The 24,981-nt window shown below is 38.3% G+C and carries 26 protein-coding genes, 3 tRNA genes and 1 pseudogene; 1 reads left to right on the forward strand and 29 read right to left on the reverse strand.

Features of this window, described 5'->3' with window-relative positions; translation table 11 throughout:
• Positions 1 to 8: 8 nt before the first annotated feature.
• Positions 9 to 1,997, forward strand: coding sequence for a hypothetical protein (locus tag ENH66_03190; protein ID HDZ54682.1), 1,989 nt, complete (start codon positions 9 to 11; stop codon positions 1,995 to 1,997).
• Positions 1,998 to 2,075: 78 nt separating this feature from the next.
• Here ENH66_03190 and ENH66_03195 read toward each other — a convergent pair whose 3' ends face one another.
• From ENH66_03195 to rnc, 29 genes and pseudogenes are all read right to left on the reverse strand, one after another.
• Complete coding sequence (locus tag ENH66_03195; GenBank protein ID HDZ54683.1) at positions 2,076 to 5,546, reverse strand: hypothetical protein; 3,471 nt, start codon at positions 5,544 to 5,546, stop codon at positions 2,076 to 2,078.
• Positions 5,471 to 5,929: a hypothetical protein gene (locus ENH66_03200; GenBank protein ID HDZ54684.1), complete on the reverse strand. Its 459-nt coding sequence runs from the start codon at positions 5,927 to 5,929 to the stop codon at positions 5,471 to 5,473. Before ENH66_03200 ends, ENH66_03195 begins: the two co-directional genes overlap by 76 nt.
• A gap of 262 nt (positions 5,930 to 6,191) precedes the next feature.
• Complete coding sequence (locus tag ENH66_03205; protein HDZ54685.1) at positions 6,192 to 6,800, reverse strand: hypothetical protein; 609 nt, start codon at positions 6,798 to 6,800, stop codon at positions 6,192 to 6,194.
• A gap of 49 nt (positions 6,801 to 6,849) precedes the next feature.
• Positions 6,850 to 7,149 (reverse strand): annotated as a pseudogene (locus ENH66_03210) (peptidase).
• 806 nt (positions 7,150 to 7,955) lie between these two features.
• Positions 7,956 to 8,387 (reverse strand): signal peptidase I, encoded by a 432-nt coding sequence (locus ENH66_03215; protein ID HDZ54686.1) that lies wholly within the window; start codon positions 8,385 to 8,387, stop codon positions 7,956 to 7,958.
• 58 nt (positions 8,388 to 8,445) lie between these two features.
• Positions 8,446 to 8,910: a hypothetical protein gene (locus ENH66_03220; protein ID HDZ54687.1), complete on the reverse strand. Its 465-nt coding sequence runs from the start codon at positions 8,908 to 8,910 to the stop codon at positions 8,446 to 8,448.
• Between the two features lie 101 nt (positions 8,911 to 9,011).
• Positions 9,012 to 10,148 (reverse strand): hypothetical protein, encoded by a 1,137-nt coding sequence (locus ENH66_03225; protein ID HDZ54688.1) that lies wholly within the window; start codon positions 10,146 to 10,148, stop codon positions 9,012 to 9,014.
• 155 nt (positions 10,149 to 10,303) lie between these two features.
• On the reverse strand, positions 10,304 to 10,975 hold the full coding sequence (locus ENH66_03230) for a hypothetical protein (GenBank protein HDZ54689.1): 672 nt from the start codon (positions 10,973 to 10,975) through the stop codon (positions 10,304 to 10,306).
• Positions 10,976 to 12,343: 1,368 nt separating this feature from the next.
• A complete protein-coding gene (locus ENH66_03235; GenBank protein ID HDZ54690.1) occupies positions 12,344 to 12,781 on the reverse strand; it encodes a 50S ribosomal protein L7/L12 in 438 nt (145 codons plus the stop codon).
• A 44-nt stretch (positions 12,782 to 12,825) separates the two neighbouring features.
• Entirely contained in the window at positions 12,826 to 13,203 is a 378-nt protein-coding gene (locus ENH66_03240; GenBank protein HDZ54691.1) for a four helix bundle protein, read from the reverse strand.
• Positions 13,184 to 13,714, reverse strand: a complete 531-nt coding sequence (locus ENH66_03245; protein HDZ54692.1) for a 50S ribosomal protein L10 — start codon at positions 13,712 to 13,714, stop codon at positions 13,184 to 13,186. Before ENH66_03245 ends, ENH66_03240 begins: the two co-directional genes overlap by 20 nt.
• 228 nt (positions 13,715 to 13,942) lie before the next feature.
• Entirely contained in the window at positions 13,943 to 14,488 is a 546-nt protein-coding gene (locus tag ENH66_03250; protein ID HDZ54693.1) for a DJ-1/PfpI family protein, read from the reverse strand.
• Positions 14,489 to 14,772: 284 nt separating this feature from the next.
• Positions 14,773 to 15,819 carry an endolytic transglycosylase MltG gene (gene mltG, locus ENH66_03255; protein ID HDZ54694.1) on the reverse strand — a complete coding sequence of 349 codons (1,047 nt, stop codon included), beginning with the start codon at positions 15,817 to 15,819 and terminating at the stop codon, positions 14,773 to 14,775.
• 29 nt (positions 15,820 to 15,848) lie between these two features.
• Positions 15,849 to 16,469, reverse strand: a complete 621-nt coding sequence (pcm, locus tag ENH66_03260) for a protein-L-isoaspartate O-methyltransferase (protein ID HDZ54695.1) — start codon at positions 16,467 to 16,469, stop codon at positions 15,849 to 15,851.
• A 153-nt stretch (positions 16,470 to 16,622) separates the two neighbouring features.
• The gene (locus tag ENH66_03265; GenBank protein ID HDZ54696.1) at positions 16,623 to 17,981 is read right to left on the reverse strand and encodes a hypothetical protein; all 1,359 of its coding nucleotides are present in this window, start codon (positions 17,979 to 17,981) and stop codon (positions 16,623 to 16,625) included.
• A 38-nt stretch (positions 17,982 to 18,019) separates the two neighbouring features.
• A complete protein-coding gene (locus tag ENH66_03270) occupies positions 18,020 to 18,499 on the reverse strand; it encodes a hypothetical protein (protein HDZ54697.1) in 480 nt (159 codons plus the stop codon).
• A 334-nt stretch (positions 18,500 to 18,833) separates the two neighbouring features.
• Positions 18,834 to 19,328 carry a peptide deformylase gene (def, locus tag ENH66_03275; protein HDZ54698.1) on the reverse strand — a complete coding sequence of 165 codons (495 nt, stop codon included), beginning with the start codon at positions 19,326 to 19,328 and terminating at the stop codon, positions 18,834 to 18,836.
• Between the two features lie 58 nt (positions 19,329 to 19,386).
• Positions 19,387 to 19,459: transfer RNA gene (locus tag ENH66_03280), tRNA-Trp, on the reverse strand.
• A gap of 8 nt (positions 19,460 to 19,467) precedes the next feature.
• Positions 19,468 to 19,626, reverse strand: a complete 159-nt coding sequence (gene rpmG, locus ENH66_03285) for a 50S ribosomal protein L33 (GenBank protein HDZ54699.1) — start codon at positions 19,624 to 19,626, stop codon at positions 19,468 to 19,470.
• Between the two features lie 30 nt (positions 19,627 to 19,656).
• Positions 19,657 to 19,728, reverse strand: a tRNA-Thr gene (locus ENH66_03290).
• A 10-nt stretch (positions 19,729 to 19,738) separates the two neighbouring features.
• Positions 19,739 to 19,824, reverse strand: a tRNA-Tyr gene (locus ENH66_03295).
• Positions 19,825 to 19,907: 83 nt separating this feature from the next.
• Entirely contained in the window at positions 19,908 to 20,603 is a 696-nt protein-coding gene (gene trmD, locus ENH66_03300; GenBank protein ID HDZ54700.1) for a tRNA (guanosine(37)-N1)-methyltransferase TrmD, read from the reverse strand.
• Between the two features lie 89 nt (positions 20,604 to 20,692).
• Positions 20,693 to 21,019 (reverse strand): KH domain-containing protein, encoded by a 327-nt coding sequence (locus tag ENH66_03305; GenBank protein ID HDZ54701.1) that lies wholly within the window; start codon positions 21,017 to 21,019, stop codon positions 20,693 to 20,695.
• A gap of 655 nt (positions 21,020 to 21,674) precedes the next feature.
• Positions 21,675 to 21,932: a hypothetical protein gene (locus ENH66_03310; protein HDZ54702.1), complete on the reverse strand. Its 258-nt coding sequence runs from the start codon at positions 21,930 to 21,932 to the stop codon at positions 21,675 to 21,677.
• A gap of 221 nt (positions 21,933 to 22,153) precedes the next feature.
• Positions 22,154 to 22,408, reverse strand: a complete 255-nt coding sequence (locus ENH66_03315) for a hypothetical protein (GenBank protein HDZ54703.1) — start codon at positions 22,406 to 22,408, stop codon at positions 22,154 to 22,156.
• A 114-nt stretch (positions 22,409 to 22,522) separates the two neighbouring features.
• On the reverse strand, positions 22,523 to 22,789 hold the full coding sequence (locus tag ENH66_03320; GenBank protein ID HDZ54704.1) for a hypothetical protein: 267 nt from the start codon (positions 22,787 to 22,789) through the stop codon (positions 22,523 to 22,525).
• A 506-nt stretch (positions 22,790 to 23,295) separates the two neighbouring features.
• Positions 23,296 to 23,934, reverse strand: a complete 639-nt coding sequence (gene rpsP / locus ENH66_03325) for a 30S ribosomal protein S16 (protein HDZ54705.1) — start codon at positions 23,932 to 23,934, stop codon at positions 23,296 to 23,298.
• Between the two features lie 6 nt (positions 23,935 to 23,940).
• Positions 23,941 to 24,201 carry a GIY-YIG nuclease family protein gene (locus ENH66_03330; GenBank protein HDZ54706.1) on the reverse strand — a complete coding sequence of 87 codons (261 nt, stop codon included), beginning with the start codon at positions 24,199 to 24,201 and terminating at the stop codon, positions 23,941 to 23,943.
• Positions 24,202 to 24,224: 23 nt separating this feature from the next.
• Positions 24,225 to 24,923: a ribonuclease III gene (rnc, locus tag ENH66_03335; protein HDZ54707.1), complete on the reverse strand. Its 699-nt coding sequence runs from the start codon at positions 24,921 to 24,923 to the stop codon at positions 24,225 to 24,227.
• Positions 24,924 to 24,981: the final 58 nt, after the last annotated feature.

Below are 24,981 nucleotides of genomic sequence, written 5' to 3' on the forward strand. Positions count from 1 at the left end.
TAAAAAACATGCAAGTTTTTGAATTTCATTTTAATCCGAAAGCCAAAGAAGATGTCATTTACGATAGCTTTGTTTTTGAGCCGGAAAATATCTGGGAAAGAAAAATGGGCAAGCTTTATATGGTAGGTACTCTCTCTAATGTTTTACCTCAGAATACCAGATTCCTAGAACAATTAAGCGCTCAAATTAAAAAAGAATATTATCGGGTTACAGAACGTTCTCCGGAACTCTCTCTCGGAGAATGTTTAAAGGAAGCTAATGAATTTTTGGCAGAAGAGACCAAGAAAGGAAATGTTAGTTGGCTGGGAAATCTTGATTTTGCCGTTCTTTCTTTAAAAGACAATACTATCAATTTCACAACCACGGGAGATATTTCACTTTTTATTCTAAGAGAAGGGCAAATAACCGATATTAATCAAACCTTAAGGCTGCAGGAAATAGAACCATATCCGCTAAAAATTTTTAGCAATACTGTTTCTGGAAAAATTTCTTCCGATGATAGAATAGTGATTTTAACCAAAAAAGTCTCTGATTTTTTTGCTGCTGAAAATCTATTAGAAGATATTGCTAAGCTGGAAAAAATCGGAGAAAAAGAACTCAAAAAGATATTTCAAAAGAAAGAATTTATTTCTTCAGAAATTTCTGGAATTTGCTTTTTAGTTGATTTGGTTGGAGAAGAAACTGCTAAAGAAAGGGTGACTCTTGAAAAAAAGATATTACCTTTTTCAATTTGGCAAATTTCGAACTTCTTTTCAAAAGAAAAAATTCGAAAGTTATTGTTGAAATTAAAGCCTTCTCAAATTCAAGTAAAAATTCCTCAGGAGCTAAAATTCCAACTTCCTGTCTTCAGCTTATTTAAACTGCCGGTTCTCAATTTGCTTACAAGATTACCAAAAGTCAGTATTTCCCAGGCTTCCAAAAGAAATTCACTATTAATCTTAATCCTTATTTTCGTCCTTACTGTAGGAGGATTTTTGGCGAATCTTGAAAGAAAAGGAGAGATCGAAAAAATTCAGCTTATCTTAGTTGAGGTGGAAGAAAAGATTCAATCAGCCCAAGAAGCTCTAATTTCGGAAAATAGAGAAAAGGCCAATACACTCTATCAACAGGCCTGGGACATAATTCTACCTTTAGATAAAACTGACAGTCCGGTAGAAAATAAAGTTTTTCAATTAAAAAACTTAATTGAATCCCAGCTTATTCCTTTAAATAAACTGGAAATAATCGATAATCCAGAAATAATTTTTGATTTTGGAACAGTTAATTTTACTCCCCAGAAAATGGTTGGATTTAAAGAAAAACTCTATTTATTTAATCCTTATTTGGCGGATATTTATCGATTAGAACCAAAAGAAAAAGGAGTTGATGCCATTCAGGTTGAAGACAAATTTAATTTAGCGGCTGCCTTAGAAAAAAAGGGTATGCTTCTATTTTTTTCCCGGCCCAATAAATTATTTTCTTTTGAAGAAAATCAGTTTAGACGGGCCTTCTTCCTTAAAGACCCATATCCTGATTATCAATTCAATGATTTCGCTATTTTTCAGTTAAACCTTTACTTCCTGGATAATAAAAAGGGAGAAATTTTAAAATATTCTTTCAATGAAAATCGGATTGAATTTCAGGGAAGTCTCTGGCTTAGCTTAGCGACGAAAAAACCAATTGATGCAAAATCAATGGCAATAGATGGTTCAATTTGGATTTTAACTAAAGGGTATGAAATCGAGAAATACACCAAGGGCTTCTTTGAAGAAAAACTTGAGTTTAATTTCTTTCCTTACATTGAAAAGCCAACTAAAATCTTTACCGCAGACAATCTTCCTTATCTCTATATTTTAGAGCCGGCAGAAAAAAGAATCATCATTACAACTAAAGAGGGGGAAATTTTGCAACAATTTCAGTCAGACCAATTCAATAATTTAAAAGATTTTTCAGTATCAGAAGATGGTAAAACAATTTATCTTTTAAACGGAATTAAGGTTTATAAAGTCGGATTTTGACAGTTATTGTTTTGATTAAAATAAAGTAAAAGCCGGGCTCAGCCCGGCTTTTACTTTACAAGATATTACTGAATATTCTTAGAAAAAAGGTCTTTTTTTCTTTTCTTCCTCTTTTTTTCTTTTACCGAAAAATAACAAAATAATCAATAGAATAATTGGAAAAAACAGAATCCAGTAATATTGCATAAGGAAAGCCATAATAACAGATATTGCTGCAGCAGTAATTAATATCAACCAAGTATTTTCATCTTCTTTTTTTATTCCTTTTTTCGTTAAGTAGAATAAAATAAACAATGCAACTAAAGCTAAAAGTAAAATCCAAAAGAGATTTCCTGAGAAGTCTTTTAGATTGAAGATACCACTAATTGCTGCTAAGAACTGATTGAAACCTAATCCTCCCTCTTCTTCGGCTTCAGCAGTGATAACTTCTTCTTCCTCTTCTTCTTCCTCTTCAATCTCTTCTTCAATCTCTTCTTCAATCTCTTCTGCCTCGGTTTCAACCACTGGAGTCTCAGTTGGAACCTGAGGAGAAATTATCTCTATCTCTGCTCTTAATGTCTCTATCCTATCCCCTATTTCCTTTAGTCCTTTTTCTATGTCCTCAAGAGGAATTTCTTCTGCTTCTTCTTCAACACCTTCTTCTTGAACACTTCCAGTAGTAAAGGTCAGCTCTCTGCCTAAAATTTCGGGCGGTGAACTATGTGAGATTGCCCGCCAGAAATAAGTAGTGTTTGGAGTTAAACCTATAATTATTACTGTATGGAAAGTAACTTTATTTACATCTTCAGTTATTGAGAAAGCGTAGCCATAATTCGGAGAATCATTTAAGGTAGAATGAAAAACGGTGTCATAAACAACTCGGCTGGTAGCCGGCATATTAGTAAACCAAGTAACAGTAACTGTATCTGTTAAGACTTCCTCGTTTTTCTCATTAAATACAGTTAATCCAAAGATTACAACCGAACCGCCTCCGCCACTGACAGGCGGACTTACTTGACAATCAGAATCATCTCCATCAACGTTTCCATCACTATCATCATCTATACCGTTGTCGCAAATTTCTTCAACGCCCGGATTAACATCCGGGTTATTGTCATCGCTGTCTATTAAACCGCAATCACCTCCTTCTACCGCATAACCATCGCCATCATTGTCTGTGCAGGATAAATAATTCGCGAAATCAATATCTGACAAGGTCTCATTTTCATCAATAGAAACTATGTATGAAAGGCTGCCCGGGTAGGTCTGAATCCAACCAGTCTGACCCGCCATAGATTCGCTTACCCTGTAGTTCCCTGCCTCTAGTCCGTCAAAAAGATAACATCCTTGGTTGTCTCCTTCCTGCGGGGTGATAGCAGAGGTAACCTGTTCCCAATCTTCGCCGTTTTGTTTTTCCAAAACGATTGTCCAGCCGCCCAGTTTTTCTTCTTCCTGGTCAATTTGGCCGTTATTATTAATATCATTATATTTACAACCAGAAATGATAGTGTCTTCTGGCTCTGGTTCTGGCTCTGGTTCTTCTGCACAACTATCATTTACGGCCCCCGGAGTCCCTAAGTCTCCATCTCCGAAAGAAGAAGTAGAAACACACCAATTAGCTCCTACATTATTATCTAAAACAGGGTCAGCTAAGATCATTGAAGCTCCTGTGGGATTCGGGAAGTCAGGGCCGCCGTCATATTCGACACGGTCTATTTCGGTATCATCGCATTCAAGGATAATTTCATCTGCAGTATTAACCAAAAAGAAGCTAGAGTAAACATAATCCGGGGTTATACCTCCGTTTTCTCCGGGATTACCGTTTCTGGCTAAAACTGCATAGCTGGCAGCTGGCACCACTAAAGAAGAATTAATTGTATGGCTGTTTATGTCATCATCTCGAATTAAGCATCCTTCAAGATCAATATCGCTGTCGGTAGTATTATAAATTTCAAACCACTCTCCATCCGAATCAGAAACAGTATCTGGATTTTGTATTATTTCATTAATGACAATATCACCGGGTTGAACGCCTTCTTCTGGCTCTTCTTCTTCGGAAGCATTGAAAGCTATACAGTAATATGTTTCTCCTAATTGCGGAGCTCTAATATAGTCATAATTATCATAATTCAGTATATCATCATGGCATAACATTTCTGCTGAAACATCGTCTTGTAAGCCACCGTAAAAATTAGCAAAAGGACTATAATTTTCTTTTAGATTCTCTCTAACCCAAATTTTTGAAACACCTTCTTCTATCTCATTAATCTGAACTTGGGCAGGAATATCTATTCCTGTTGAAAAACTAAAATCATTCCATCCTGTTCCTTCGGGAGCTGGACCAATATGGTCGCCTGCCTGCTTTTGGGCTTGTCCGTTAAATCCCCATTGAAAGTCCCAATCAGCTTCAAGCCAACATTTACCATTACTGGCTGTCACATAATCTTGAGCAGTGTTCTCGGTAATTATGTCCGGCTTTCCTGACTGGACTCCCAAAGTAGCCCAATTCGGCAGATCCTCTTCGCTCTCACAAACTACCTTGTAGGCAAGAATAGTTAAAGACTCTTGCTGAATCTCTTGATATTGATTAAGAACCACCAATGTTCTGTCTGGCCAGTTTTCAGTTAAAACAATGTGGCCATCAACATTTTTATCACGGGAACCGTCATTTGAATAATCTTCATCAAAGAGCTTATCATCATATTCGAAGAAATCATCCAAGCTTGTTACTTGTATAGTAAATTGGTCATTATATAAAGGTTCTTCCCAGCCAGAATCCGGACTCGTTTCCTCTCCATAATAATAACCGCCCAGGGTAAGATCAGTGTAGGTAATACATTGGGCGTCATTAGCTTCATCATCACCAATTAAATCATCAGTGAATAATAATGGAGTTGTAAATGTTGAAGTTGGTATTTCGCCTGCCGGTGAGCCGGTTGAAAGTTCAGGATCTGGCGTAAGTCCAGAGATATTAAATTCAGCGCCAAAAAGCTCAGAACCATCTACTATATTTTCCTCAGAATCAATAATAATTTTACAAACAGTTATTGAACCAAGTGTTTCAGGTTCTTCTTCGATTGGTGCCTGATAATTACCAAAATCTACTCCGTCCGCATCTTCATCTTCTATTTCTATAATATGACAGCCATTATTATCGGCAGGATAAGTTTGTTCCCAATCCTCTTGCTGGGTTTCACAAACCGTATAACTGCCAGAAGACAAGTCAGAGAAGTTGTAATTACCCTCTTCGTTAGTGGTAGTAGAGTCGTTAAGTTGGTCAGGGCCTTCAATGTTTATAGTCCAACCTTCGAGGCCTGGTTCTTCATCATTGACGCCATTCTCGTTCTCATCATTAAACTTCATTCCTGAAATAGCATAGGTTGGTTCGGGTGGTTCTTGGCAACTTGGCCCGGGAACAGTTAAATCAAAATGAGGCTGGTTACCATACTCATGATCTTCATCATGATCTCCTGCTTGGCCGGCCTTAATAACAGCTACAGCGCCGATGTAATCAACGGCTGGCTGGCCTGTGATAGTAACAGTAAATGTTGCATCTGATTCGTGTCCCATTCAAAACCATCTTCAATGTTCCATTTGACGCCGTAATGGCCAGTAGATCCGTCAGAATCAACCCACTGGGTCTCTGGAGTTGTGCTTACAACGCGCTCCCCTTCAGATTCAGAAAAACAGGGCTCCCAAATCCAATGAGAAAGGTCGGGACCCTCACTCGTCTTATCAACGGTATAGCTCCATGTTGAAGTGTTGTTTTGGCTGTCAGTTGTCCGCTCGTTGAATACAACGTTATACGGATTATCGGAAGCTAACGTAGAAGAAGGAACGCTAAGGACAGTAAAACCAAGACCTGCCGCCAAAATTACAGCAAATATTAATTTAAGAGTTTTTTGAAGATAATATGTTCTTGCATCGGAGGTAAAAACAAGAAAGTCGTTCATATAGTTGTTCATAAAATCACGAAATAACTCGAACACATCAAAAAAAGGCTAAGGTGAAATGTGCTTAGTTTTTAATCGTTGAGTTATATGTTAATGATTTCTCTCTCCTCTATGAAAGAACAAATAAAGAACAATTACCTCCTTAGATATCCTGAAGAACAAACTTTTTTATAAAAAATTTATCCTTTAACGGGATAATAAAACTTAATATACTATAATATTTTCGTCAATAGTCGCCCCCCCCCTTAAAATCAACAGGATATCACTCTAAAATATCAATTGAAACATCGCAGCCGTATTCACCGTTAGAAGCAATAACTCCACCAATATGATCTTGGGCAACATGGCCTACAATGGCCGGCACCTCAAAATAGATTATCCAAACATCAGATAAGTCGTTGTTTCCAACAAAAGCTTGATTTTCAGTATCCCCTTCTCCTTCAATGCTTACTTTAGTTAAAAAAGGGCAAAGGTTGCGGTAAAAACCTGGCATTGCCGGATCACCGCCATTTGGATATTCTGGATGTTCTGGCGGTAATGGTTTTCTCTTTTGAATAATTCTATAATTTATCCCGTCTTCCTCGTATTCTTCAACAAAATAAATAGTAAAATTGCCCTGATGTTCTTCTCCAGGAAAAACCGTACCAAAATCTAAATTCTCTTCCTGGACTAAGATTGGTAAAATCTGAGCAGAAACTTTTGTAGTATCTGCCACTAAACTTGCTAAAACCAAAATGAAACCAACTACTATTGTTAGTAGAATTATCGTCCTTCCTGGTTTTTTTAATATATTGCTTAACAGCAGGTTCATCGTTAACAGGTTCGTTATTAAATTAATTAGGTTCTGGGGTAGATTCTGAAGTAGATTCATCGGCTGGTGGTGGCTCATCGGCAAGTGGCTCGCCCTGAGCCGGGTCGAAGGGTTCTTCTTCTGGTGGCTCTTCTACTGATGGTGATTCCTCGGCAGGAGGTTCCTCTACTGGTGGCTCGCCCTGAGCCGGGTCGAAGGGTTCCTCTACTGGAGGCTCTTCAACAGGCGGTTCTTCTTCAATTAAAGGCTCTTCAACTGGCGGTTCTTCTGTCGACGGTTCCTCTGCTGGGGTTGGTTCTTCGGCTGGAAGTTCTTCAGCTGGAGGCTCTTCAGTAGGTGGTTCTTCTTCAACTGGAGGCTCTTCGGCTGGTGGAGGTTCCTCTGCAGGGGGTTCCTCTGCTAGTGGCTCGCCCTGAGCCGGGTCGAAGGGTTCTTCGGTAGGCATTTCTTCGCTTGGAGCTTCTTCCCCGGGATTATCATTAATTAATTGGGCTGATTGCGTTCCTAGTAAAAAGTTATCTCCTGCTAATAAAAATGATTCAAAAACTAGTTCTGGCTGCGGAGTATCAAACGCAAGAGTTGCCCCTAAACATTGTCTCGTATGGCCAAGATTATTTAAATAGTCTAAAGTATTTTTTATTTCCGCCTGTTCTTCTCTGGTTGAATTAGGGTCTCGCAAAATATCATCTGCCCTGACTACGAGTTCATATATAGTTATATTCTCGCTTTCGACAACATAATTTCCTACTCCAAAATGGGCAATATTGAATTTCATTGCTAATAACTGAGCTTTTAACATATCTCTCATTTCATCGGCATTAGCATTTTCGAAAACTTCATCAACCTTCTCTTGTGTATCGATTACATCATCTCCCAGCAATTGAGGCAGATAATTATTATCAACATAAATTTCGGGGTGATTCTTCCAGAAGCCAATTGTCCGGGTCTCTAAGGGTGTACATATATGAGCAGTGACATTAATTACGTGAGCCTCAAAAGCAGATAACGCAAAAGCTTGGGCAAGAAATGCAAAAAGAATTAAGCCAAAGATAACGGCCTTTTTCAAGAATCTTTTAGATAAACCCAGTCTTATTTTATTTGAAGCTGTACCTAACATGTCTATTGCATCTAATGCTTTCTTAGTGCTCTTAATGATCCTTATCGGAATCTCTACTTCCTGATAATATTGGCTTGTTGGGGATTTTTTCTTTGGCATTATAGTATTTTTTGACCAATGAAAATACCAATATTTCCTAATATGGGGATTCTAAATGGTTTTTGATTAGAGCCTAACGGTTTGCCAATAATTTCTTCGTATTTTATGGGAGGATCGTTGGTGTTGTTGGCATCGCCCTTAGTCACGAAAGTATCCTCATCCATTTGTATAATCCTGTGGATAGTAAAACCCTTTGGATTTTTATAAACGACTATGTCTCCTACTTTAATATCTTCTTTATTATTAATTCCTTTTATTAAGATAAAATCTCCTTTCTTTAAAGAAGGCCACATAGAGCCAGAAGTAATGGTAGCCATCGGATGCTCTGTTTTTAAGACAAAAGCTAAACCCTTAGGAATTCCATAAACCAAACCAACTAAAATGGCGATATATAAAATCCAACCTGCTATATTTTTCAAAAACTTTTTCATAGACCCTCGCAACCTTTAAATTTTTAGCTGACAGAGGCCCGGTCTCTGTTTTTTATGGTTAGAATAGTTTTGGCAGTCTGAAAATCCAAACCCGGCCTGAATATTGTTTTATTTCAGCTGAAGGTGGGATTTGAATCTCAAAAGATAATTTCACTTCTTCTCCGGGTTTCAAAGTAAATAGGTTTTTATTTACTTTGACCAGATCAGTTATTTCGCCAAACTGCCAGACAACAACAAAAGTTGAAATCCCTCCTCCGCTCTTTAGGGTTACATATCTTGTCATGCCGTTGTTCCTGGATAAATCTCCGAAATCCAATTTATCTGCCAAAGGATTCAATCCCATTATATTCTCCCCTTCCACCACATTAATCACCATTTTGTATTTGGCGGCATTGATAACCTGAACAACAACAATCAAAGATAAAATTACCCCAATAACTATTAATATTTTTTTTATTATAGACATATTCACTTTAATATTTTTAATTCTTCCCTCCGACCTTTTACCATTCCATTCTATCACACAGAGATGTCTTTTTCATTTCTTTTATAAAAGGTGGGGGTTAATTGTTAATCACTCCGCCGGCAAGGAATCCGACGGAATCCATTAACAATCAACTAAGCTTAATCTATCCACTCACTAATTCCAGTCACTTCGATCCATAAATCGCAACCAAAAATTTGACTTTCTAATTCAGGATCAAGTTCCCAACCGTAATGAGTCCAATCCTGGGCGCACATCCCTTCAAAACAAGGAACATTTAAATCAATGATCCAGTTATCTATGATATCCTGCTCTGATTCAGCTAAACGACCAATGGCTACTTGTCCTGGGTCATGGAAAGCTGGAACACCAGTGTCGTTATCTGGAGTACCGTCAGGAGTTTTTGACAAATAAGCACATAAATCAGGATAGGCTGGAATTAACAGAACATAAAAGGTGTTAACATCATTCCAATCCAATCCTACTGGATATGGATTATAAGTCCCATCTACATTTGCTGCTCCCCCTATTTTAAGCTCATCTCCTGCTTCTGGAGCTATTGAAGCTAAAGGTATCTTCCATTCGGAAACTCTACGACCTCCACCGAAAAGAGTCTTTGTTTCAAGGTCTCCTGGTAAACTCATCACTTGTGTTCCATTTATAACCCATTCTGTTTGCCAGCCATCACTTAATCCAGAACTTACGCAAGGATTATCAGGAACAGGAGTTGTAAACGCGCAAGCATCTGCGCCTGTTTGAAACACAATGTCATAAGGCTTGCCCCATGGACCAGGGCCAGGATTGATATTAAGACCCTGCTGATCATTACCACTAGTATTCTGTCCCAAACGAGCATCTGTGGAATCAAGAATATCAAATGCGGCATACAGATAATTGGTATCTGCCATCATGGAAACAGTTCCTTTTCCATTTGCTACAGTTACTACTGATGCCTCATCCCATTCTCCTGCGTCGATTACGCCATCAATAGTGGGTGCTGTAATAGGCATTGGTTTTGGTTTTTGTTTGATGACATATTCAACGTCATCAACTCTATCTTCCGCCAGAAAAGAACCGCTCAAAGCAATTTCTAAAGGAAACTCTAAATATTCTTGAGGAAACACAGTACCGAAATCTATGTGTTCCACCGCTACCGAAAGTGCATTCTCAATCCTGGCTGTGACATTGATGACATGAGCCTCGTAAGCTGAAAGAACTGCTACTCCGCCAGCTACGGCCACAACAGCGACCAAACCTAATATAATTTTCTTTTTCATAATTTTTAAAATTTTCAATTAATATTTTAACTTCTTTTCGACCTTTAGATTTTTATTTTCCTGCCCTTCACCTTTAGCTAAAGGTGAAGGGTTAATCGCTAATCCTTCCGCCGGCAAGGAATCCGGCGGAATCCATTAACAATCAAAGGTTAATCCTATGATCCTGTCCATTCACTAAAATCGTATACTTCAATCCACAAATCACAACCAAACACTTCACCATTTAATTGAGCTGGTAGTTCCCAACCAAAATGTGTCCAGTCTTGAGCACATTCTCCGTCAAAACATGGAACATCCAAGTCAATTACCCATAGATCAGCGTCGTCATTTACTGACTGAACTAAATAACCATAGGCCATTTCGTCTGGGTTATGGAAAGCATCAATACCACAGTCATAATATGAAGTTCCATCAGCGAGTACTCCGGCACATTGATCTGTTGCCATACTATTGTCAGTTTCTGCTTTATGTTTCGAAAGATAAGGACACAAAGTCGGGTAACAGTTGTCTAGGTCAAGAACGCTTGCGGCACAATAGTCATGCCAAGTGTCAAATCCTTCTGGTACTGGATTGTCAGGATTTTTTGGCTTTGGCTTCTGTTTAATGACATATTTTACATCATCTAATCTATCTTGCGCTAGAAATGAATCACTCAAAGAAATAAGAATTTCTTTCTCAAGATATTCCTGTGGGAATACAGTACCAAAGTCAATTGGAGTCGTGTCAACATATAAAGCATTCTCAATCTTGGCTGTTACGTTGATGATGTGAGCCTCATAAGCTGAAAGAGCTGCTACTCCACCAGCTACGGCCACGACAGCAACCAAACCTAATAGAATTTTCTTTTTCATTTTTGTGTTTTTATTAATTGGTTTATTATGATTCGACCTTTATTTATCCTCCCAAATTTTGAGAAAAACTTGGGAGGGCTTGGTTTTTAAACCTGAACCCTACTCCGACCCAAGCACATAACTCGTTATATGCTCGGTTCGGGACCTTGGCCCCGAACTCTTTTGAGTCGGGGCACGGCCCAGGACAAAGCCCAAGCTTCGCTTTTCTTAAAATAAAAAAAACGAAGCCTAAGCTCCGCTAACAAAAAACAAAATTTGAGGAAGTGAATTGAGGAAATTTATTTATCTGATATAAAAACAGCATTACTTATCTATCTAGTTCCTCCTCTAGATAGGTTGCAGAAATACTTTACAAGACTATAATAATATAATCACTTTTTATCGGTTAAGTCAATAAAAAGTTATCCACAGATTATTCGCTTTATTCAAGAGAGATTTTCTTTGGGCACACTTGTTAGGGAGGAAATCACACTAACTCGGTGCCCAAAGAAAATCTCTCTTTTTTTTAATTCCTAGAAATATCTTAAACTAAATGAAAAAACCACCGCTCTCCTCTATCCCTCCTTTCACGTCTATTCTCAATATTATAGTCTGTAGTTACTCTTATCCCTCCTTAATTCTTTAAGTGTCCTACCTGTAATGACCTACCATTGTTTGGTGGTTAAATGGGTTTAATCCCATATCTATTTTCTACCAGACCAAGAAACCTTGTCAAGGCTTCGACGGGCTCAGCCTTGACCCCGCACATTTAGCTAAAGGTGAAGGGCGAAGAATCCTAAAACAAGAGGGACACCCGAAGATGTCCCTTTTGATGTCCCATTTGGGATATATTAATGTACAATTCTTTCGTTTATCTTTAGAGGCGGTATCCTCCTCTTCCTCTTGTCGCCTCTCCGGCGGCCTGCATCACATGGGTTGCTCTCGTCCCCATCGAGACAATTCTTCCTGGTGTCCGGGGTCTTCTTCCGTTCGTCGGTAGTAGAACTGGTTTATTGTCAGCGCGAGGGCAGTTGTCGGTGATACACCGTTCCACCCTCTGGCCAGAAGGATTCTTGAACACCTCCAGCACAAGACCACAGACGTCACAGGACCGCTGAGCTCTTCTCATTACCGACAGATCCCTTTCAAGGCTTCTAACGCGGGTTTCTCGTGGAGTTGTGGGCCGAAATTTCTTACTTCATACTAATCCCCCTTTCTGATAGGATACAAAACCTTCGAAAACAAAACGATTTTTTAATATATCAAATATAAAGAACCTTGTCAAGGCTTCATAATAGAAAAACACAAAAGACCCTTCACCTTTAGCTAAAGGTGAAGGGTCTTGTATTATTATTCCAAGAAAATTTACTTTAATTCAACCTGGGCTCCTGCTGCTTCGAATTTCTTTTTCATCTCTTCTGCCTCCTCTTTTTTAACATTTTCTTTAACCATCTGGGGAGCAGAAGCTGCAGCATCAACTAAATCTTTAGCGTCTTTTAGGCCTTTCTCGGTAACATCTCTGACTACTTTAATCACTTCTATTTTTTGACTGCCTATGCTTTTCAGCTCAACATTAAATACAGATTTTTCTTCTACGGCCGGGGCCTCACCTGCTGAGGGAGCTACAGCCATAACCGGAGCTTGAGCAGAAACTCCGAATTTTTCTTCTAAAATTTTAACTAACTCGGCCAAATCCAAAACCGACATTTTCTCGATTTCTTCGACTAATTTCTTAAATTTCTCCGGAACCTTAACTTCCTTTTTCTTTTCTTCTTTTGACTCCTCTTTTTTTTCTTCGACCATAATATTAGTAAACAAGGAACAGACAACAGTTAACAAAATTTTCGTTAGTTACTACTATCCGCTATTCCTTGTTTTAGTTTATTTATTTTCGACCAAATGATTTTACCTATTTCTTCGGCTAATTGTATAATTTTTTCGTAATCAATTTTTGTAATATATTTTTCTCTGTGGGCAAAATATAAAAGGTATTTTGTTTCTTTTAATGATGCGTAAGATACTTCTAAGAATCTCACATATTCCTTTGGTCTCTGTCGAGCGAAACCTTCAATAATATTTAAAGGAATTGAAAGTGCTGATCTTTGGACTTGAGAAGTTAAGCCGAAAAGTTCTGATTTTGGAAACTTTTTAGAAACCTGATAGACCTGGAAAGCTAATTTATCTGCCTTTTCTAGTAAAATATTTTTAGTTTGCTCCTTGCTCACTGTTTACTGTTAACTGTTTTAAGACATAAACTAATCCTCTTAAATTCCCTTGTAAAACATTTACTAAACCAGAAATTGGATTAGAAATGCTTCCGACCAATCTTGCCAATAACTCTTCTCTGCTTGGCAATTGGGCTAAAGTCATAATCTCTTCCTGGTCGATAAATTTTCCATCAAAAAAACCAGATAAAATCTTTAGATTTTCATTAGTTTGGGAAAACTGATAAGTCTTTTTTAGAGGAGAAAGTGAATCTTTGAAAGCACAAACTAAGGCAATCTCTCCCTTTAAATCTTTCTCTAATTTTAAACCGGCCTTTTCCAGAACTAATTTAATCAAGGTTTTCTTCGCCACTTTTAGCTGACCCTCAACCTCTTTTATCTTTGTTCTGAGAACAAATAAATCTTTAACTTTCAGGCCTTTAAGATCGACAAAAACAATTGATTTCTGGTGATCAATTTTTTCTTTTAAATCATCTATAATATTTTGTTTTTGAGCTTTAGTTAAGGCCATAAGTTAATTAACAGAGAACAGAGAACAGAGAACAAAAAATAAAAAATGCCTGCTTCCGCAGACAAAATTGCTAACTGTTATTTGCTAACTGTTAACTTTTTAATCCTCGGTAGGATTTATCTGCCGTAGAGGCAGACCTACTGTCTGTGGATACTAATTTGAGTATAAGCTTTCTTATTCTTTTGTCAACCCCCCACACCTTTGGCTAAAGGTGAAGGGCAAGCCCAATTATTCTTTTTTTAGTGCTTCAATTATAGCTTCGGCAAATTTTTTGGCAGAAGCCGGGCCATCGGCCGTAATAATTTTTCCGTCTATCACTACCGGTTCTGAATGATATTCGGCGCCCTCTTCCTTTAGAATTTTAACGGCCGACTTATCCATTATATTTGACCAAACAGTGGCCTGTTTTCCGGAAAGCACTCCAGCTCTTGCCAAAATGGCAGGCGCTATACAAATTGCTCCCAAAACCATAGCACTGTCAGCAACTTCCCTGGCAATCTGGCGAGCCTGAGGATCATCAATATATTTTGCAGCTCCCGGTCCGCCGATAAATAAAACGGCGTTGTAATCACCAACCTTGAGCTCATCTAAAGTTAAATCTATTTTTACTTCCCCGCCCATCTTGCCAATGGCCCCACCCAAAGAAGTGCTAACCGTAGTAATATTAGCTCCGGCCATTTCCAGGGTTTGTTTGGGAATAAAATATTCTTCATCTCGAAATTCCCTGAAGGCAATAATCATGGCAATTTCCCTATTTTCTAATGGTTTAGGCATAATTCAGAAAATAGTAAACAGTAAACAAAGAATAGTATTCGTTATTCATTATTATCTGTTATTGAAGATATTTTGCTTTGGCGATATTGTGTTCTTCTAAGGTCCTGCTGAATATGGTTTGGCCTTCTGGTGTAGACAGATAATACCAAAACACGATCACATGGTTTCCCCCGACCCCCCTCTTTTAGAAACCCACGGCACTTCGTCCTGAGCTCAGTGTCGAAGGATTTCTAACGCTCACTTCGCTCACTGTTTTCCTACACGGGGGAAACCGATTTTTGGTATTATTTTAAAAATTTTGCTTTGGCGATATTATGCTCTTCTAAGGTCCTGCTGAATATGGTTTGGCCTTCTGGTGTAGACAGATAATACCAAAAATCGCTATCTTTAGGATACAACGCAGCCTCAATGCTTTCAAGTCCGGGATTACAGATTGGACCCAAGGGAAGCCCCGGGTATTTATAAGCATTATAAGGAGAATCAATTTTGGTTTCCTCTTTCGAAATTCTGGTTGTCTTTTTCCCGGTAATGTAAGCGATAGTGGCATCAACTTGCAAAGGAATTCCCGCCTTTAATCTTTTCCATAAAACCCCGGAAACCAGCTTTTTGTCTTCAAAAGTTCTTACTTCTTTTTCAATTAAAGAGGCCATGGTAATTATTTCAAAAATAGATTTTTTTTGCCGAGAAATTTCATTTCTTAAGTCTGGAGTCAGTTTTTTGTCAAAATTATTAAACATTTTTCTGATAATACTTTCCAAGCTCTCTCCTTTCTGGGTCTGATAAGTATCCGGGAATAAATAGCCTTCCAATCCTAAATTTTTTGGCTTATCTCTCAGAAAACTGAACTCAATCGAAAAATCTTCTGGCTTTGGCAGATCGGTTGTTTTTGAATAATCAATCAAGGGAAAACCAACTATCTCAAAGAGCTCTTCTGCCTGAAACATTCCCCTATTCTCAAGATACGAACCAATATCTCTTAAATTCCAACCTTCAATAATAGTAATCTCTTTTTTGATCACTTTACCTGAAACAAATTTCTCTGTAATTTCGGGAACAGCCATCGAGGGTGAAAGTAAATATTCGCCAGCCTGAAGATCTCCTGAGATTCCTTTGTAAAGAGTATAAAAACGAAAAAAAGGCCCTGATTTAATAAAGCCCTGTTTCTCTAAATTAAAAGAGATTTCTTTTGTTCCTTCTCCTGTTTTAATTATAAATATTTCTTCTATTTGGGAATTAACGTCTTTTGGTGAATAAATTCCGTACCACAAAAAACCAATAAAAATTAATATTAGAGATAAAAATAAAAGAAATGAAAGAAAATTTTTTTTCATAAGATTCAATCAATTTTGTGCAAGTGGTCTTAATTTTTTTCTTCAATTAGCGGGACAAAGGTAAAGCCGGGATATTCGACTTCTTTAAAACTATTCTCTGATTCTTTTATTAATAACCAGATTGAAGAACCAATGGGGGCAACAATTCTGCCTCCAATTTTCAATTGTTCTTTCCAGGCTTGAGGAACTTCTCTTGCCGAAGCAGAAGTTAAAATTCTATCAAACGGAGCTTCTTCCCGATAGCCTTTTGAACCATCAGCTACGATAAATTTAGCTATTCCTTTTTCAATAAAATTGTATCTGGAGATATTCCTTTCGCCAAATTCCTTTAATTCTGGCACTATTTCAATCGCAAAAACCTTGCCTTTCTCTCCGACTATATTAGCCAACAAAGCGGTCGTCCAGCCAGATCCAGACCCTACATCTAAAATTTTATTTCCGAGTTCCGGCTGTAAATGTTCTAACATAAAAGCCACCACTAAGGGCTGGGAAATAGTTTGGGAAAAGCCTATGGGCAAAGCCTCGTTTATCTCAGATAGGTCCTTCATATCTTCCGGTAAAAAGTCGACTCTTTTAATTTCCTGAAAAGCCTCAATTATCCCGGGAGTTTTTAAGTAACCTTCTCTGATTAAAGAATCTATTAAATACATTTTCTAATTATAGCATGAAATATTAGTATAAACCCCGTTAAAGATTATAAGGGCAGAGAAAAAGCACAAAGCAAACAAATCTCTAACGGGGTAAATAAAAAAAACGCTTTGAAACGCTTTTTATACTCACTCTTGATAATTGCTTATTTATAATTAATTCTTTTTTAAAACTCTCTTCAATCCGGGAAGGAAAAGTTTAAAAATATCAAAAGAACCATATTCATCTATAAATTCTTTAGCCTCCTTATAATTCCCTATAGCTAAATGATACTCAAGAATATGAGAAAGTTCGTCAATACAAATAAAAAGTTTTGTAAAATTAGGCCAGGAGATGCCTTTTTTTATCTCTATTGCTCCTTCTTTTAAATAGAAATTTTGAGCTATAGCTGAACCGAACGCAGAATGTGAAGTCTCGGGGTTTTTTAACGAATTAAACCACAAGGTAAAATTCCAACAAATATGCATAATCAAAATGGCTTCTAATTCTTTCTGGGTAATAACTCCTTTCAATAAAAGAGGGCCATAACTCTTAATGCCCAGAATATTAGCATAAAGCTCATCAAGTATTGGAAAAAACCTTCCTAATCTTTTCTCGGCATCTCGATATCGTATTAAAGAATGACAAATCTCGTGACTAAGGATACATCTTAAAGATCCTTTGTGAAGAAGATCTTTAGAATAAGATTTCTGGAAATTTTTGCCAAAAACTGTCTTAAAAATTGGGAAATGTCTGTTCTTAAACTTTAAGTCTAAAGAACCATCAAATATACTAAGGTTTGATCCGTATTTTTCCATCAAATCAACGCTATTAGGAAGATTGGTTCCAATAAACAGAAAATCAGCAATTAAGCCAGAGAAAATAGCCGTTTTATCAACCCTTATCCCTACCTTAGAAATATCGACTTTTTCTGATCCAGCTAAAATTTTTCTTCGACCAGTTAGAATTATATTTTTAGATTTCTCAGCCTCTTTAGTTCGCTTTTCATCTAAAATCCCCACCCAAGCCTGATAAGCGCATTTTGTAAAAAAAAGTTTGTCTAGATAACGTTCAAGGGGACCTATAACAAAACTCAATTTAAATGGCTCTGCTTTAAGCCAAAAAATCTCACTCTCTTCATATTTTCCATTAAGCAAAGAATGAGCCCGGCTTATAAGATATTGAGAAAAATTATAGTCATCTGAAAGGCCGGCGGCATCGATCAAAAGTTTAGCAATCGGTTTTAATTCTTTTCTAAACTTCATGTGATAAGGAATAGCTATCAGTTTCCCAGATTTATTCCTTTCTACAAAAGTATAAGGACTCAAAATGGCGGGATCTTTCTTGGCAGCTTTCTTAATCTCCCCAACCTTAGCATCGTGAGGATAAAAATTAGCTCCCAAATATTTATTATTCTTCTGTTTTAAATAAAGAGGAGCTATAAGTTCAGCCGTCTTAACTAATTTCTGAAAAAGAGCTTTCTCTTTTCGAGAAAGTTCTTTTGTGCTAATTTTGAATTTTTTAATACTCTTCATAATTTTTTATGATATAGTCGGATTTTGATAATTATTATTTATTGTAGATTATATTTTATTTTTAATATTTTACAGGAATGATTAACAATCGGGGTAACTATTTTTGTGGTTTCCCCTACTCTTTTCCCCATCAGGGCTTTCCCTACCGGTGATTCATCAGAAATTCTGTTATTTGACGCATCAGCCTCCAGGCTTCCAACAAGGGTAAATTCTTCTATTTGACCATTGAGTTCAATTAAAATTGTTGCCCCAAGATTAACAATATCTCTTTTCGCTTTTGGTGGAGACTTTATTAGTTGATAGTTCTTGAAGATATTATTCAATTCAATCAACCTGGTTTCAAGAAAAGCTATATCTTCTTGAAAAGAAAGATATTCAGGATTTAAATCTTCTGAATGCCAAACCTTGGGAGATTCTCCTCGAATCATAAGAGATTTCATCTTTCTTAGATGTTGATACTCTGCTTTTAATTTTATTGATCCTTCTTTGGTTAGATAGAAATTTTTTTCTTCTGGCATTAATTGTAGCTTAAATTTATTTTTTATCTGCCGAAATGTTTTAAAAACAAAGGCTAGGATAGTTTCATTAATCTTAATCTCTAAGATGATCTTGTCAAGGTTGGTTGATATTTCGAATGAAAATTAACCTTTACTCCTGTCTTCTAATGGCTTTGCCGCAACCCTATATAATATAATCGTAGAGAATATTGTCAATACAACCTGTGGATAATCTGTGTAATAAGGGTAGTTCATTTTTTTACTCTTATTTTGCTCGAAATTTAACCTGAAAAACAAAAATTACCCTAATATAGGGTAATCAGAAAAAGAAAGGATTCTTGTTTTTATCCCCTTTTTAAAATCTTTTCATAAGTTCTTTCAGTTCTTTCCTTATCCTCAGTCTCTGAAAAAAGCTAAGCCTGTCAATGAATAATCTTCCATCTAAATGATCAATCTCGTGTTGGAACACTCGAGCTTGAAGACCCTGAGCTGAAATTTGAACTTCCAATCCTACTTTATCTCGAGCGCTAATTTCAACTTCTTTTGCTCTCTTTATTTTTAACCGAAGGCCGGGAAAGCTTAAACAACCCTCTTCTGTAATCTCGGTTTTCTTACTTCTTTTTATAATTTTCGGATTAATAAGCTCGAGAGGGTCTTTTTCGGTTTGAATAATAATTATCCTTTTTAATTGCCCCACCTGGGTCGCAGCCAATCCTACTCCCTCATTCTTTATCATCGTCTCTACCATATCTTTTTTAAGCTTCTCAATCTCGTCAGTTATCTTCTCAACCGGTTGAGCTTTCTTACGTAAAATTGGGTCAGGATATTTTTTAATTTCTAAAATAGCCATTTTAAAATTAGTATTATAGTCTAGTTCACACTGAGCGAAGTTCCACGAAGTCGAAGTGCAGGCCCGCCAGGACTCGAACCTGGAACCAACGGTTTTGGAGACCGTCATTCTACCAATTGAACTACGGGCCTATCAATAATTATTTCTTTCCTTCCTTATGCAGAGTATGCTTCCTGCACCACTTGCAAAACTTCTTCAATTCCAACTTCTTCTCGGCTATTCCCCGAGACCTGTGGACAAAGTAATTAATTTTCTTGCACTCTTGGCACTTAAATTTAACAAAAGGTTTTTTTGCCATAAATCTGAAATCTATTTTTATTAAATTATGAGCCACCCGTGGGACTTGAACCCACGACCTACTCCTTACCATGGAGTTGCTCTGCCTCTGAGCTAGGGTGGCATAACTAAAGTAGTGGGTAGGGAGGGACTTGCACCCCCGAAGGCAAACGCCAGCTGATTTACAGTCAGCCCCTTTTGACTACTTAGGTACCTACCCTTTTATCAAATCAAAACTATTTTACCACAAAAATCATTATTTTTCAATCTTTCATCCCTTCGGTAAACTCAGGGCAAGCAGGTTCAGGACGAGATTATTTTTCTGTGTTTTTTCCGCCACTCAATAATCTTTTTGTGATCACCAGATAATAAAACTTTAGGTACTCGCCATTTTGCTCCCTTCCTGGGCGAGAAAATTTCCGGTCGAGTATACTGAAAATATTCAATAAATCCCCTGCCAGCTCTTCCCGGAAGAGCCGGTACTCTTTCTTTCAAAAATTGTGGTTTTCCTAAAACTCCAGGGATCAACCTAGCCACTGTTTCTACTACCACCATTGCCGGCAATTCTCCGCCCATTAAAACATAATCGCCGATTGAAATTGCCTCATCTGCAATATATTTTGCCACTCTTTCATCTATGCCTTCATAACGGCCGCAAATCAAAATCAACTGGTCAAACTTAGAAAATTGATAGGCCATCTTCTGGTTGAATTTCTTTCCCCGAGGCGTAAATAAAACAGTTTTTAATTTATAGTTTTTAGTTTTTAGTTTTTTTATATCTTTTACCGCTTTATAAATCGGCTCCACTTTCATTACCATCCCCATTCCGCCGCCATAAGGCCGATCGTCAACAATCTGATGGCGATTAGCTGTCCATTTCCTTAAGTTATGAATTTTAATTCTAATTAAATCTTTTTTAAGGGCCCTCTTAATAAGTGATTCCTGAAAATAGGAATCAAAAATTTCAGGAAAAATAGTAATAATATCAAATTTAATCATAAATCATTAGAGAAATAAACGAAAACGGCGCTACTTAATTTATATGGTAGCACCGTTTTCTATCGTCGTAAATCCTTTTTATTCGGATTTTACAGTTTCAAATCTTCCAGCTCTTCTCCTCCGCTCGGAGCTGATGTTATTTTTCTTCCTCGAGTAGCTTTATCGCCTTCTGGCTCTTCGATTTTAAGATTGACTCTGGCGTGATTTTTTAGCCCGACAATCCGAACCAGATTCCTAATTGCTCTAGCAGTTGATCCTTCTCGGCCAATAATCTGACCCATGTCCTCTGGGTTTACTTTCAAAGAAAGCAAGACTCCCATTTCGTCAACCTTTCGGTCAACTTTAACATCATCAGGATTATCAACTAAAGACTTAACAATGTGCTCAAGGAAATCTTTGTCATTTACTTTAGCCATAATATCTTTCTGTGTTCCAAACGCCTCAAACGTCTAAAACGTTTCAATCAGTTTAGTCAGTAGCTCGACCTTTGCTTCCGATTCTTTCCTTCAAGAAAATAGAGAATCAAAAAGACTGTAAAAAGCTACTATTCTACTATTTTACTTATATTTTTATACTTGTCAATATCTTGTAGGACAAAGGTGCTCTCATAACAGAGAAACTATTCTCGCGAGAAATCGCAAGAATAGCGAAGAGAGAGATTATCTTCTGTTACGAGAGCGCCTCTGCCCGTGAGATAGGCTCTCGAGCAGCAGGTCACTCATTTCGTATTTTGGCAAGAGTAAATCGTGGAAGCCACAATTTAACTCATCTACCTTATCTCCTTGTAGTAAGGAGAGACCTAGAAAGAATTTGTTTACCCTGAGCCTGTCGCCCTTCGGTTTAACTCAGGGCGACCCTGAGTATAATCGAATGGGTCGAAGGGTTTCTTTCCAATTCTCTCATCGCTATAAAGTTGGGTTGTGAGGAGGCCTGCTATGAGTGTTACCGACAGGCCTCCTCACTATGTAGACGGGGAAATAAGCACTGAGACCGGCCCCGCCGTTGTTTTGCCCCGCCGGCCGGTAGGGCTAACTATTACGCATCTTCCCTCCTCGTGGGACACGAGACAGCCTACTCCACGGGTTTAACCATGAAATAGGCCTTGCCACCCGGGAGAATGATCTTATCCCCAAGGTGAACCGCCATGGCGGTTCCCGACGGCAAAGGGATCCCGTTAACGATAATCCCTTCTACCAGGGCTGCCATAATGGTTTCGTCTTCGTCGGGATCAAGCGCTAAACAGAGAACCCTTCTCCGGCGAAGGCCGAAAAGAGTCCTCTCTTCGAACTCCGTCTCTCCTCCACCAAGGGCATGGACAGAATGCTTCATTCAGATCTCCCTTCTTACTACTCCCGTCGAAGCTTCCCTCGTACTTCGATGAACTCAGCACAAGAAAAATTTCGGAAGGACTAGTTTTATTTAAAAGGGTTGGTGGGGGGAGGAAGGCTAGATCTAGACCTCCATCGAGAACGATTCACCATCGTCCTGCACGGAGGCTTCGAGTCATGAAGCCCTCCTCCCCTCTGCAAGAAAAACAGCGACTGTCCGTCTTACAGATTCAAAAGAACTATTTTCGCGGCAAGCCATGCCGCGAAACTGGCTGCTATAATCCAACCGACAAGAGCCGGAGGATATTTGATCGCTTCTCTCCATCCCCCGAAGGGTTCAGAGACTACAGCCATAACTGCAACGGCGGCTATTGCTGCTCCCACCGCTGCCGCCGCGACCGCGATTGCGGCCGCAATACCGGGAAGAAATTCCATTCTACACCTCCTTTTGAATCTCTTGAATTTCCTTCCACTCACAATCCACTAAGGTTTAATGGACTCTGAGTGGCGGAGGACCTGATGTTGTTGTTGGTCCTCCTTAACAGTATTACCTTGTCTCGCTCAGGCGAGACTATTGCCCGGGATTTCGGGCTAGCGCCGCTTCTCCTCTTGCTTGCCCGGCAAAAGGAAGAGGACGACGATGGACATGAGTCCCAGAATGCTGATGATCGAGAATGCTGATGCAACCATAGGGCTGCCAAAACCTCTCGCTATCATGATTCCACCGGCGCCCATGAGGAAGACGAGTATAGAGCTTAGTATTGCCGTCCCCCTCGTCTGAACATTATCCCCGACAACCCGCCTCGTCTCGGTGACGAATCGATCCACCACCGCCCTCATTATCTCAAAAAAATCCATCTGGATTCTCCTTTCTCTTCACTTCTCCAGCATGTGGCCGGAACCGCAATTGGCCGAAGCCGATTTTGCGGAATAGTGAGAAGAGAATTAGAAAGAAATTTTCTTCCTTCCAATTCTCTCGTCACAATCGTTTCAATCCTTATTAAATTTACAAAGTGCTTGCCTCGTCGGCAGGTCGCCAATGAGGCGACTTCCCTGCCTCTAAATAATAAAGCGCTCTCGAGAAGAGAGCGCTTTATCCAATCAATTGTTAAAGCAATAACCAATCATCGAATTCGATGATTATTAACTCTCTCCTCAATCTGCTTATTTACGTAATAAATAAGCAGATTTACTATGTATGAAAAGATCATGTTTATTCACTTACAATGGTATTGTAACATACCCTATCAAACTTGTCAACCCCCATACTAATTTTCGCCGGTGCGGGACCAAGAACCCCATTTTAACCAAGAAGCACCCTATCATTAGGGCGCTTTCTAATTAGTCCTATTTATTTTTATTATTCACTCCCCTTTTGACTCCCTCTCTATTTTTTTCTCTGGTTCTCCCTCTTTTTTTTCTTCTTTTGCTCCCTCTTTCGGTTTTTCCTCGGGTTTTTCTTTCTTTGATTTTTCCTCTTGTTTTTCTGCTGGTTTCTCCCTTATTTCCTTTTCTGGTTTTTCCTCTTTTTTAGGCTCTTCTTTCGGTTTTTCTTCCCGCCCTTTCGGGGCGAGGCTCGCCTCTGCTGAAACGGCTGGTTTCTCCTCTTTCCTGGAGTCTTCTGGTTTTGCTTCTTCCGGTTTTTTATCTTTCTCTTTCTTTGGGCTTTCAGCTTCATCTTTCTTAGTTAAGGTTTCTTTCGCCGGCTCTTTTGCGGATTTTTCGGCCTCCACTTTCTTCTTCTTGTGCACAGAAACTTTCTTTGCTTCAATAATTTTACCAGTTACCAATAAATTATGAACCGTACCCGAAGGCTGGGCTCCAACTGACAGCCAGTATTTAATCCTTTCTGCCTTTAAATTCTTTTCTTTAGTTATGGGGTTATAAAAACCGACAATCTCAAGAAAACTGCCACTTTTTGGTGCATTCTTTTTTTCTGTCACTACGATCCTGAAAACTGGCTGATTTTTTTTACCAACTCTTAAGAGTCTAATAACTAACATACCCCGTTAGAAGCCCTTGGCGAAAAAGAATTTTAATCTGTTCTTTAGGTATCTTCTGCCCATTCCAGATTTTAGATACTTTTCTCGCGCTCGGGCATCTTTCTTATTTAGATTAATTTCGCAGTATATAAATTTCCATGGTGCCCCGTATTTTGTCGATTTATTTTTACTTGAATTGTGGCTTAAAATTCTTTTTCGTAAATCCTTAGTTGAACCAATATACCAACGGTCAGTCTTTTTACTAGATAATAAATATACGTACCATATAATCGGGCTTCTAACGGGGCATATTACCATTTTTTAACTTCTAAAGCTTTTTTGGCTGCTGCCTCCTCTGCCTCCTGTTTTGAAAAGCCCTCTCCCTCAGCGACTAATTCTTTATTAAGGAGAACGCCTACTATAAAATGCTTGGTATGGTCTGGCCCCCGCTCTTTTAAAACTTGATAAATGGGAGTAATTCCCGTTCTTTCTTGGGCTTCTTCCTGGAAAAGAGATTTCGAATCTTTATAAAGACCGGCCTCAATGATATGGGGAAGCTTTCCTGTTAAATGTTTGGTAATAAATTTTTGGCAAACATCGTATCCTTGATCAAGATAAAGAGCGCCTATTAACGCCTCAAAAGTGTTAGCTAAAATACACTGACGAGCTTTCCCCATTTCTTTAACTTCTCCTCGGGAAAGCAAGAGAAAACCGTTCAAATCAATCTCTTGGGCAACCCGGGCTAGCATTTTTGAGTTAACCAAAGCTGCTCTCCAGTTAGTTAAGTCTCCTTCTGATTTTTTGGGGTAATTTTGATAAAGATGTCCAGTAATGATTAATTCCAAGACAGCGTCCCCTAAAAACTCTAATCTTTCATTATGCTCTAAATGAAATTTTGGATTTTCATTTAAATAAGATCTGTGGCAGAAAGCTTGGATTAAAAGATCTTTGTTTTTAAATTTAAGGTTTAGTCTTTTTTCTAGCTGAGAAAAGTCGTGCACAAAATTCATTGCTAAATTACTAAACTGTTAAATTGTTAAACCGATATAAAGAGCCGGCGATGTAACA

It is taken from the genome of Candidatus Nealsonbacteria bacterium (assembly GCA_011050465.1).
Lineage (GTDB): Bacteria > Patescibacteriota > Minisyncoccia > Minisyncoccales > RBG-13-36-15 > RBG-13-36-15.

Bases quoted from the DNA above. Each gene is read 5' to 3' on its own strand.
- ENH66_03270 (HDZ54697.1), bottom strand. From the start codon at position 18,499: ATGCCAGAAGAAAAAAATTTCTATCTAACCAAAGAAGGATCAATAAAA.
- ENH66_03250 (HDZ54693.1), bottom strand. From the start codon at position 14,488: ATGCCTAAACCATTAGAAAATAGGGAAATTGCCATGATTATTGCCTTC.
- ENH66_03225 (HDZ54688.1), bottom strand. From the start codon at position 10,148: ATGAAAAAGAAAATTATATTAGGTTTGGTCGCTGTTGTGGCCGTAGCT.
- ENH66_03305 (HDZ54701.1), bottom strand. From the start codon at position 21,019: ATGGCTAAAGTAAATGACAAAGATTTCCTTGAGCACATTGTTAAGTCT.
- mltG (HDZ54694.1), bottom strand. From the start codon at position 15,819: ATGAAAAAAAATTTTCTTTCATTTCTTTTATTTTTATCTCTAATATTA.
- trmD (HDZ54700.1), bottom strand. From the start codon at position 20,603: ATGATTAAATTTGATATTATTACTATTTTTCCTGAAATTTTTGATTCC.
- def (HDZ54698.1), bottom strand. From the start codon at position 19,328: ATGGCTATTTTAGAAATTAAAAAATATCCTGACCCAATTTTACGTAAG.
- ENH66_03235 (HDZ54690.1), bottom strand. From the start codon at position 12,781: ATGGTCGAAGAAAAAAAAGAGGAGTCAAAAGAAGAAAAGAAAAAGGAA.
- ENH66_03245 (HDZ54692.1), bottom strand. From the start codon at position 13,714: ATGGCCTTAACTAAAGCTCAAAAACAAAATATTATAGATGATTTAAAA.
- pcm (HDZ54695.1), bottom strand. From the start codon at position 16,469: ATGTATTTAATAGATTCTTTAATCAGAGAAGGTTACTTAAAAACTCCC.
- ENH66_03190 (HDZ54682.1), top strand. From the start codon at position 9: ATGCAAGTTTTTGAATTTCATTTTAATCCGAAAGCCAAAGAAGATGTC.
- rpsP (HDZ54705.1), bottom strand. From the start codon at position 23,934: ATGTTAGTTATTAGACTCTTAAGAGTTGGTAAAAAAAATCAGCCAGTT.
- rpmG (HDZ54699.1), bottom strand. From the start codon at position 19,626: ATGGCAAAAAAACCTTTTGTTAAATTTAAGTGCCAAGAGTGCAAGAAA.
- ENH66_03265 (HDZ54696.1), bottom strand. From the start codon at position 17,981: ATGAAGAGTATTAAAAAATTCAAAATTAGCACAAAAGAACTTTCTCGA.
- ENH66_03320 (HDZ54704.1), bottom strand. From the start codon at position 22,789: ATGGATTTTTTTGAGATAATGAGGGCGGTGGTGGATCGATTCGTCACC.
- ENH66_03200 (HDZ54684.1), bottom strand. From the start codon at position 5,929: ATGAACGACTTTCTTGTTTTTACCTCCGATGCAAGAACATATTATCTT.
- ENH66_03215 (HDZ54686.1), bottom strand. From the start codon at position 8,387: ATGAAAAAGTTTTTGAAAAATATAGCAGGTTGGATTTTATATATCGCC.
- ENH66_03195 (HDZ54683.1), bottom strand. From the start codon at position 5,546: ATGGGACACGAATCAGATGCAACATTTACTGTTACTATCACAGGCCAG.
- ENH66_03310 (HDZ54702.1), bottom strand. From the start codon at position 21,932: ATGAAGCATTCTGTCCATGCCCTTGGTGGAGGAGAGACGGAGTTCGAA.
- rnc (HDZ54707.1), bottom strand. From the start codon at position 24,923: ATGAATTTTGTGCACGACTTTTCTCAGCTAGAAAAAAGACTAAACCTT.
- ENH66_03205 (HDZ54685.1), bottom strand. From the start codon at position 6,800: ATGAATCTACTTCAGAATCTACCCCAGAACCTAATTAATTTAATAACG.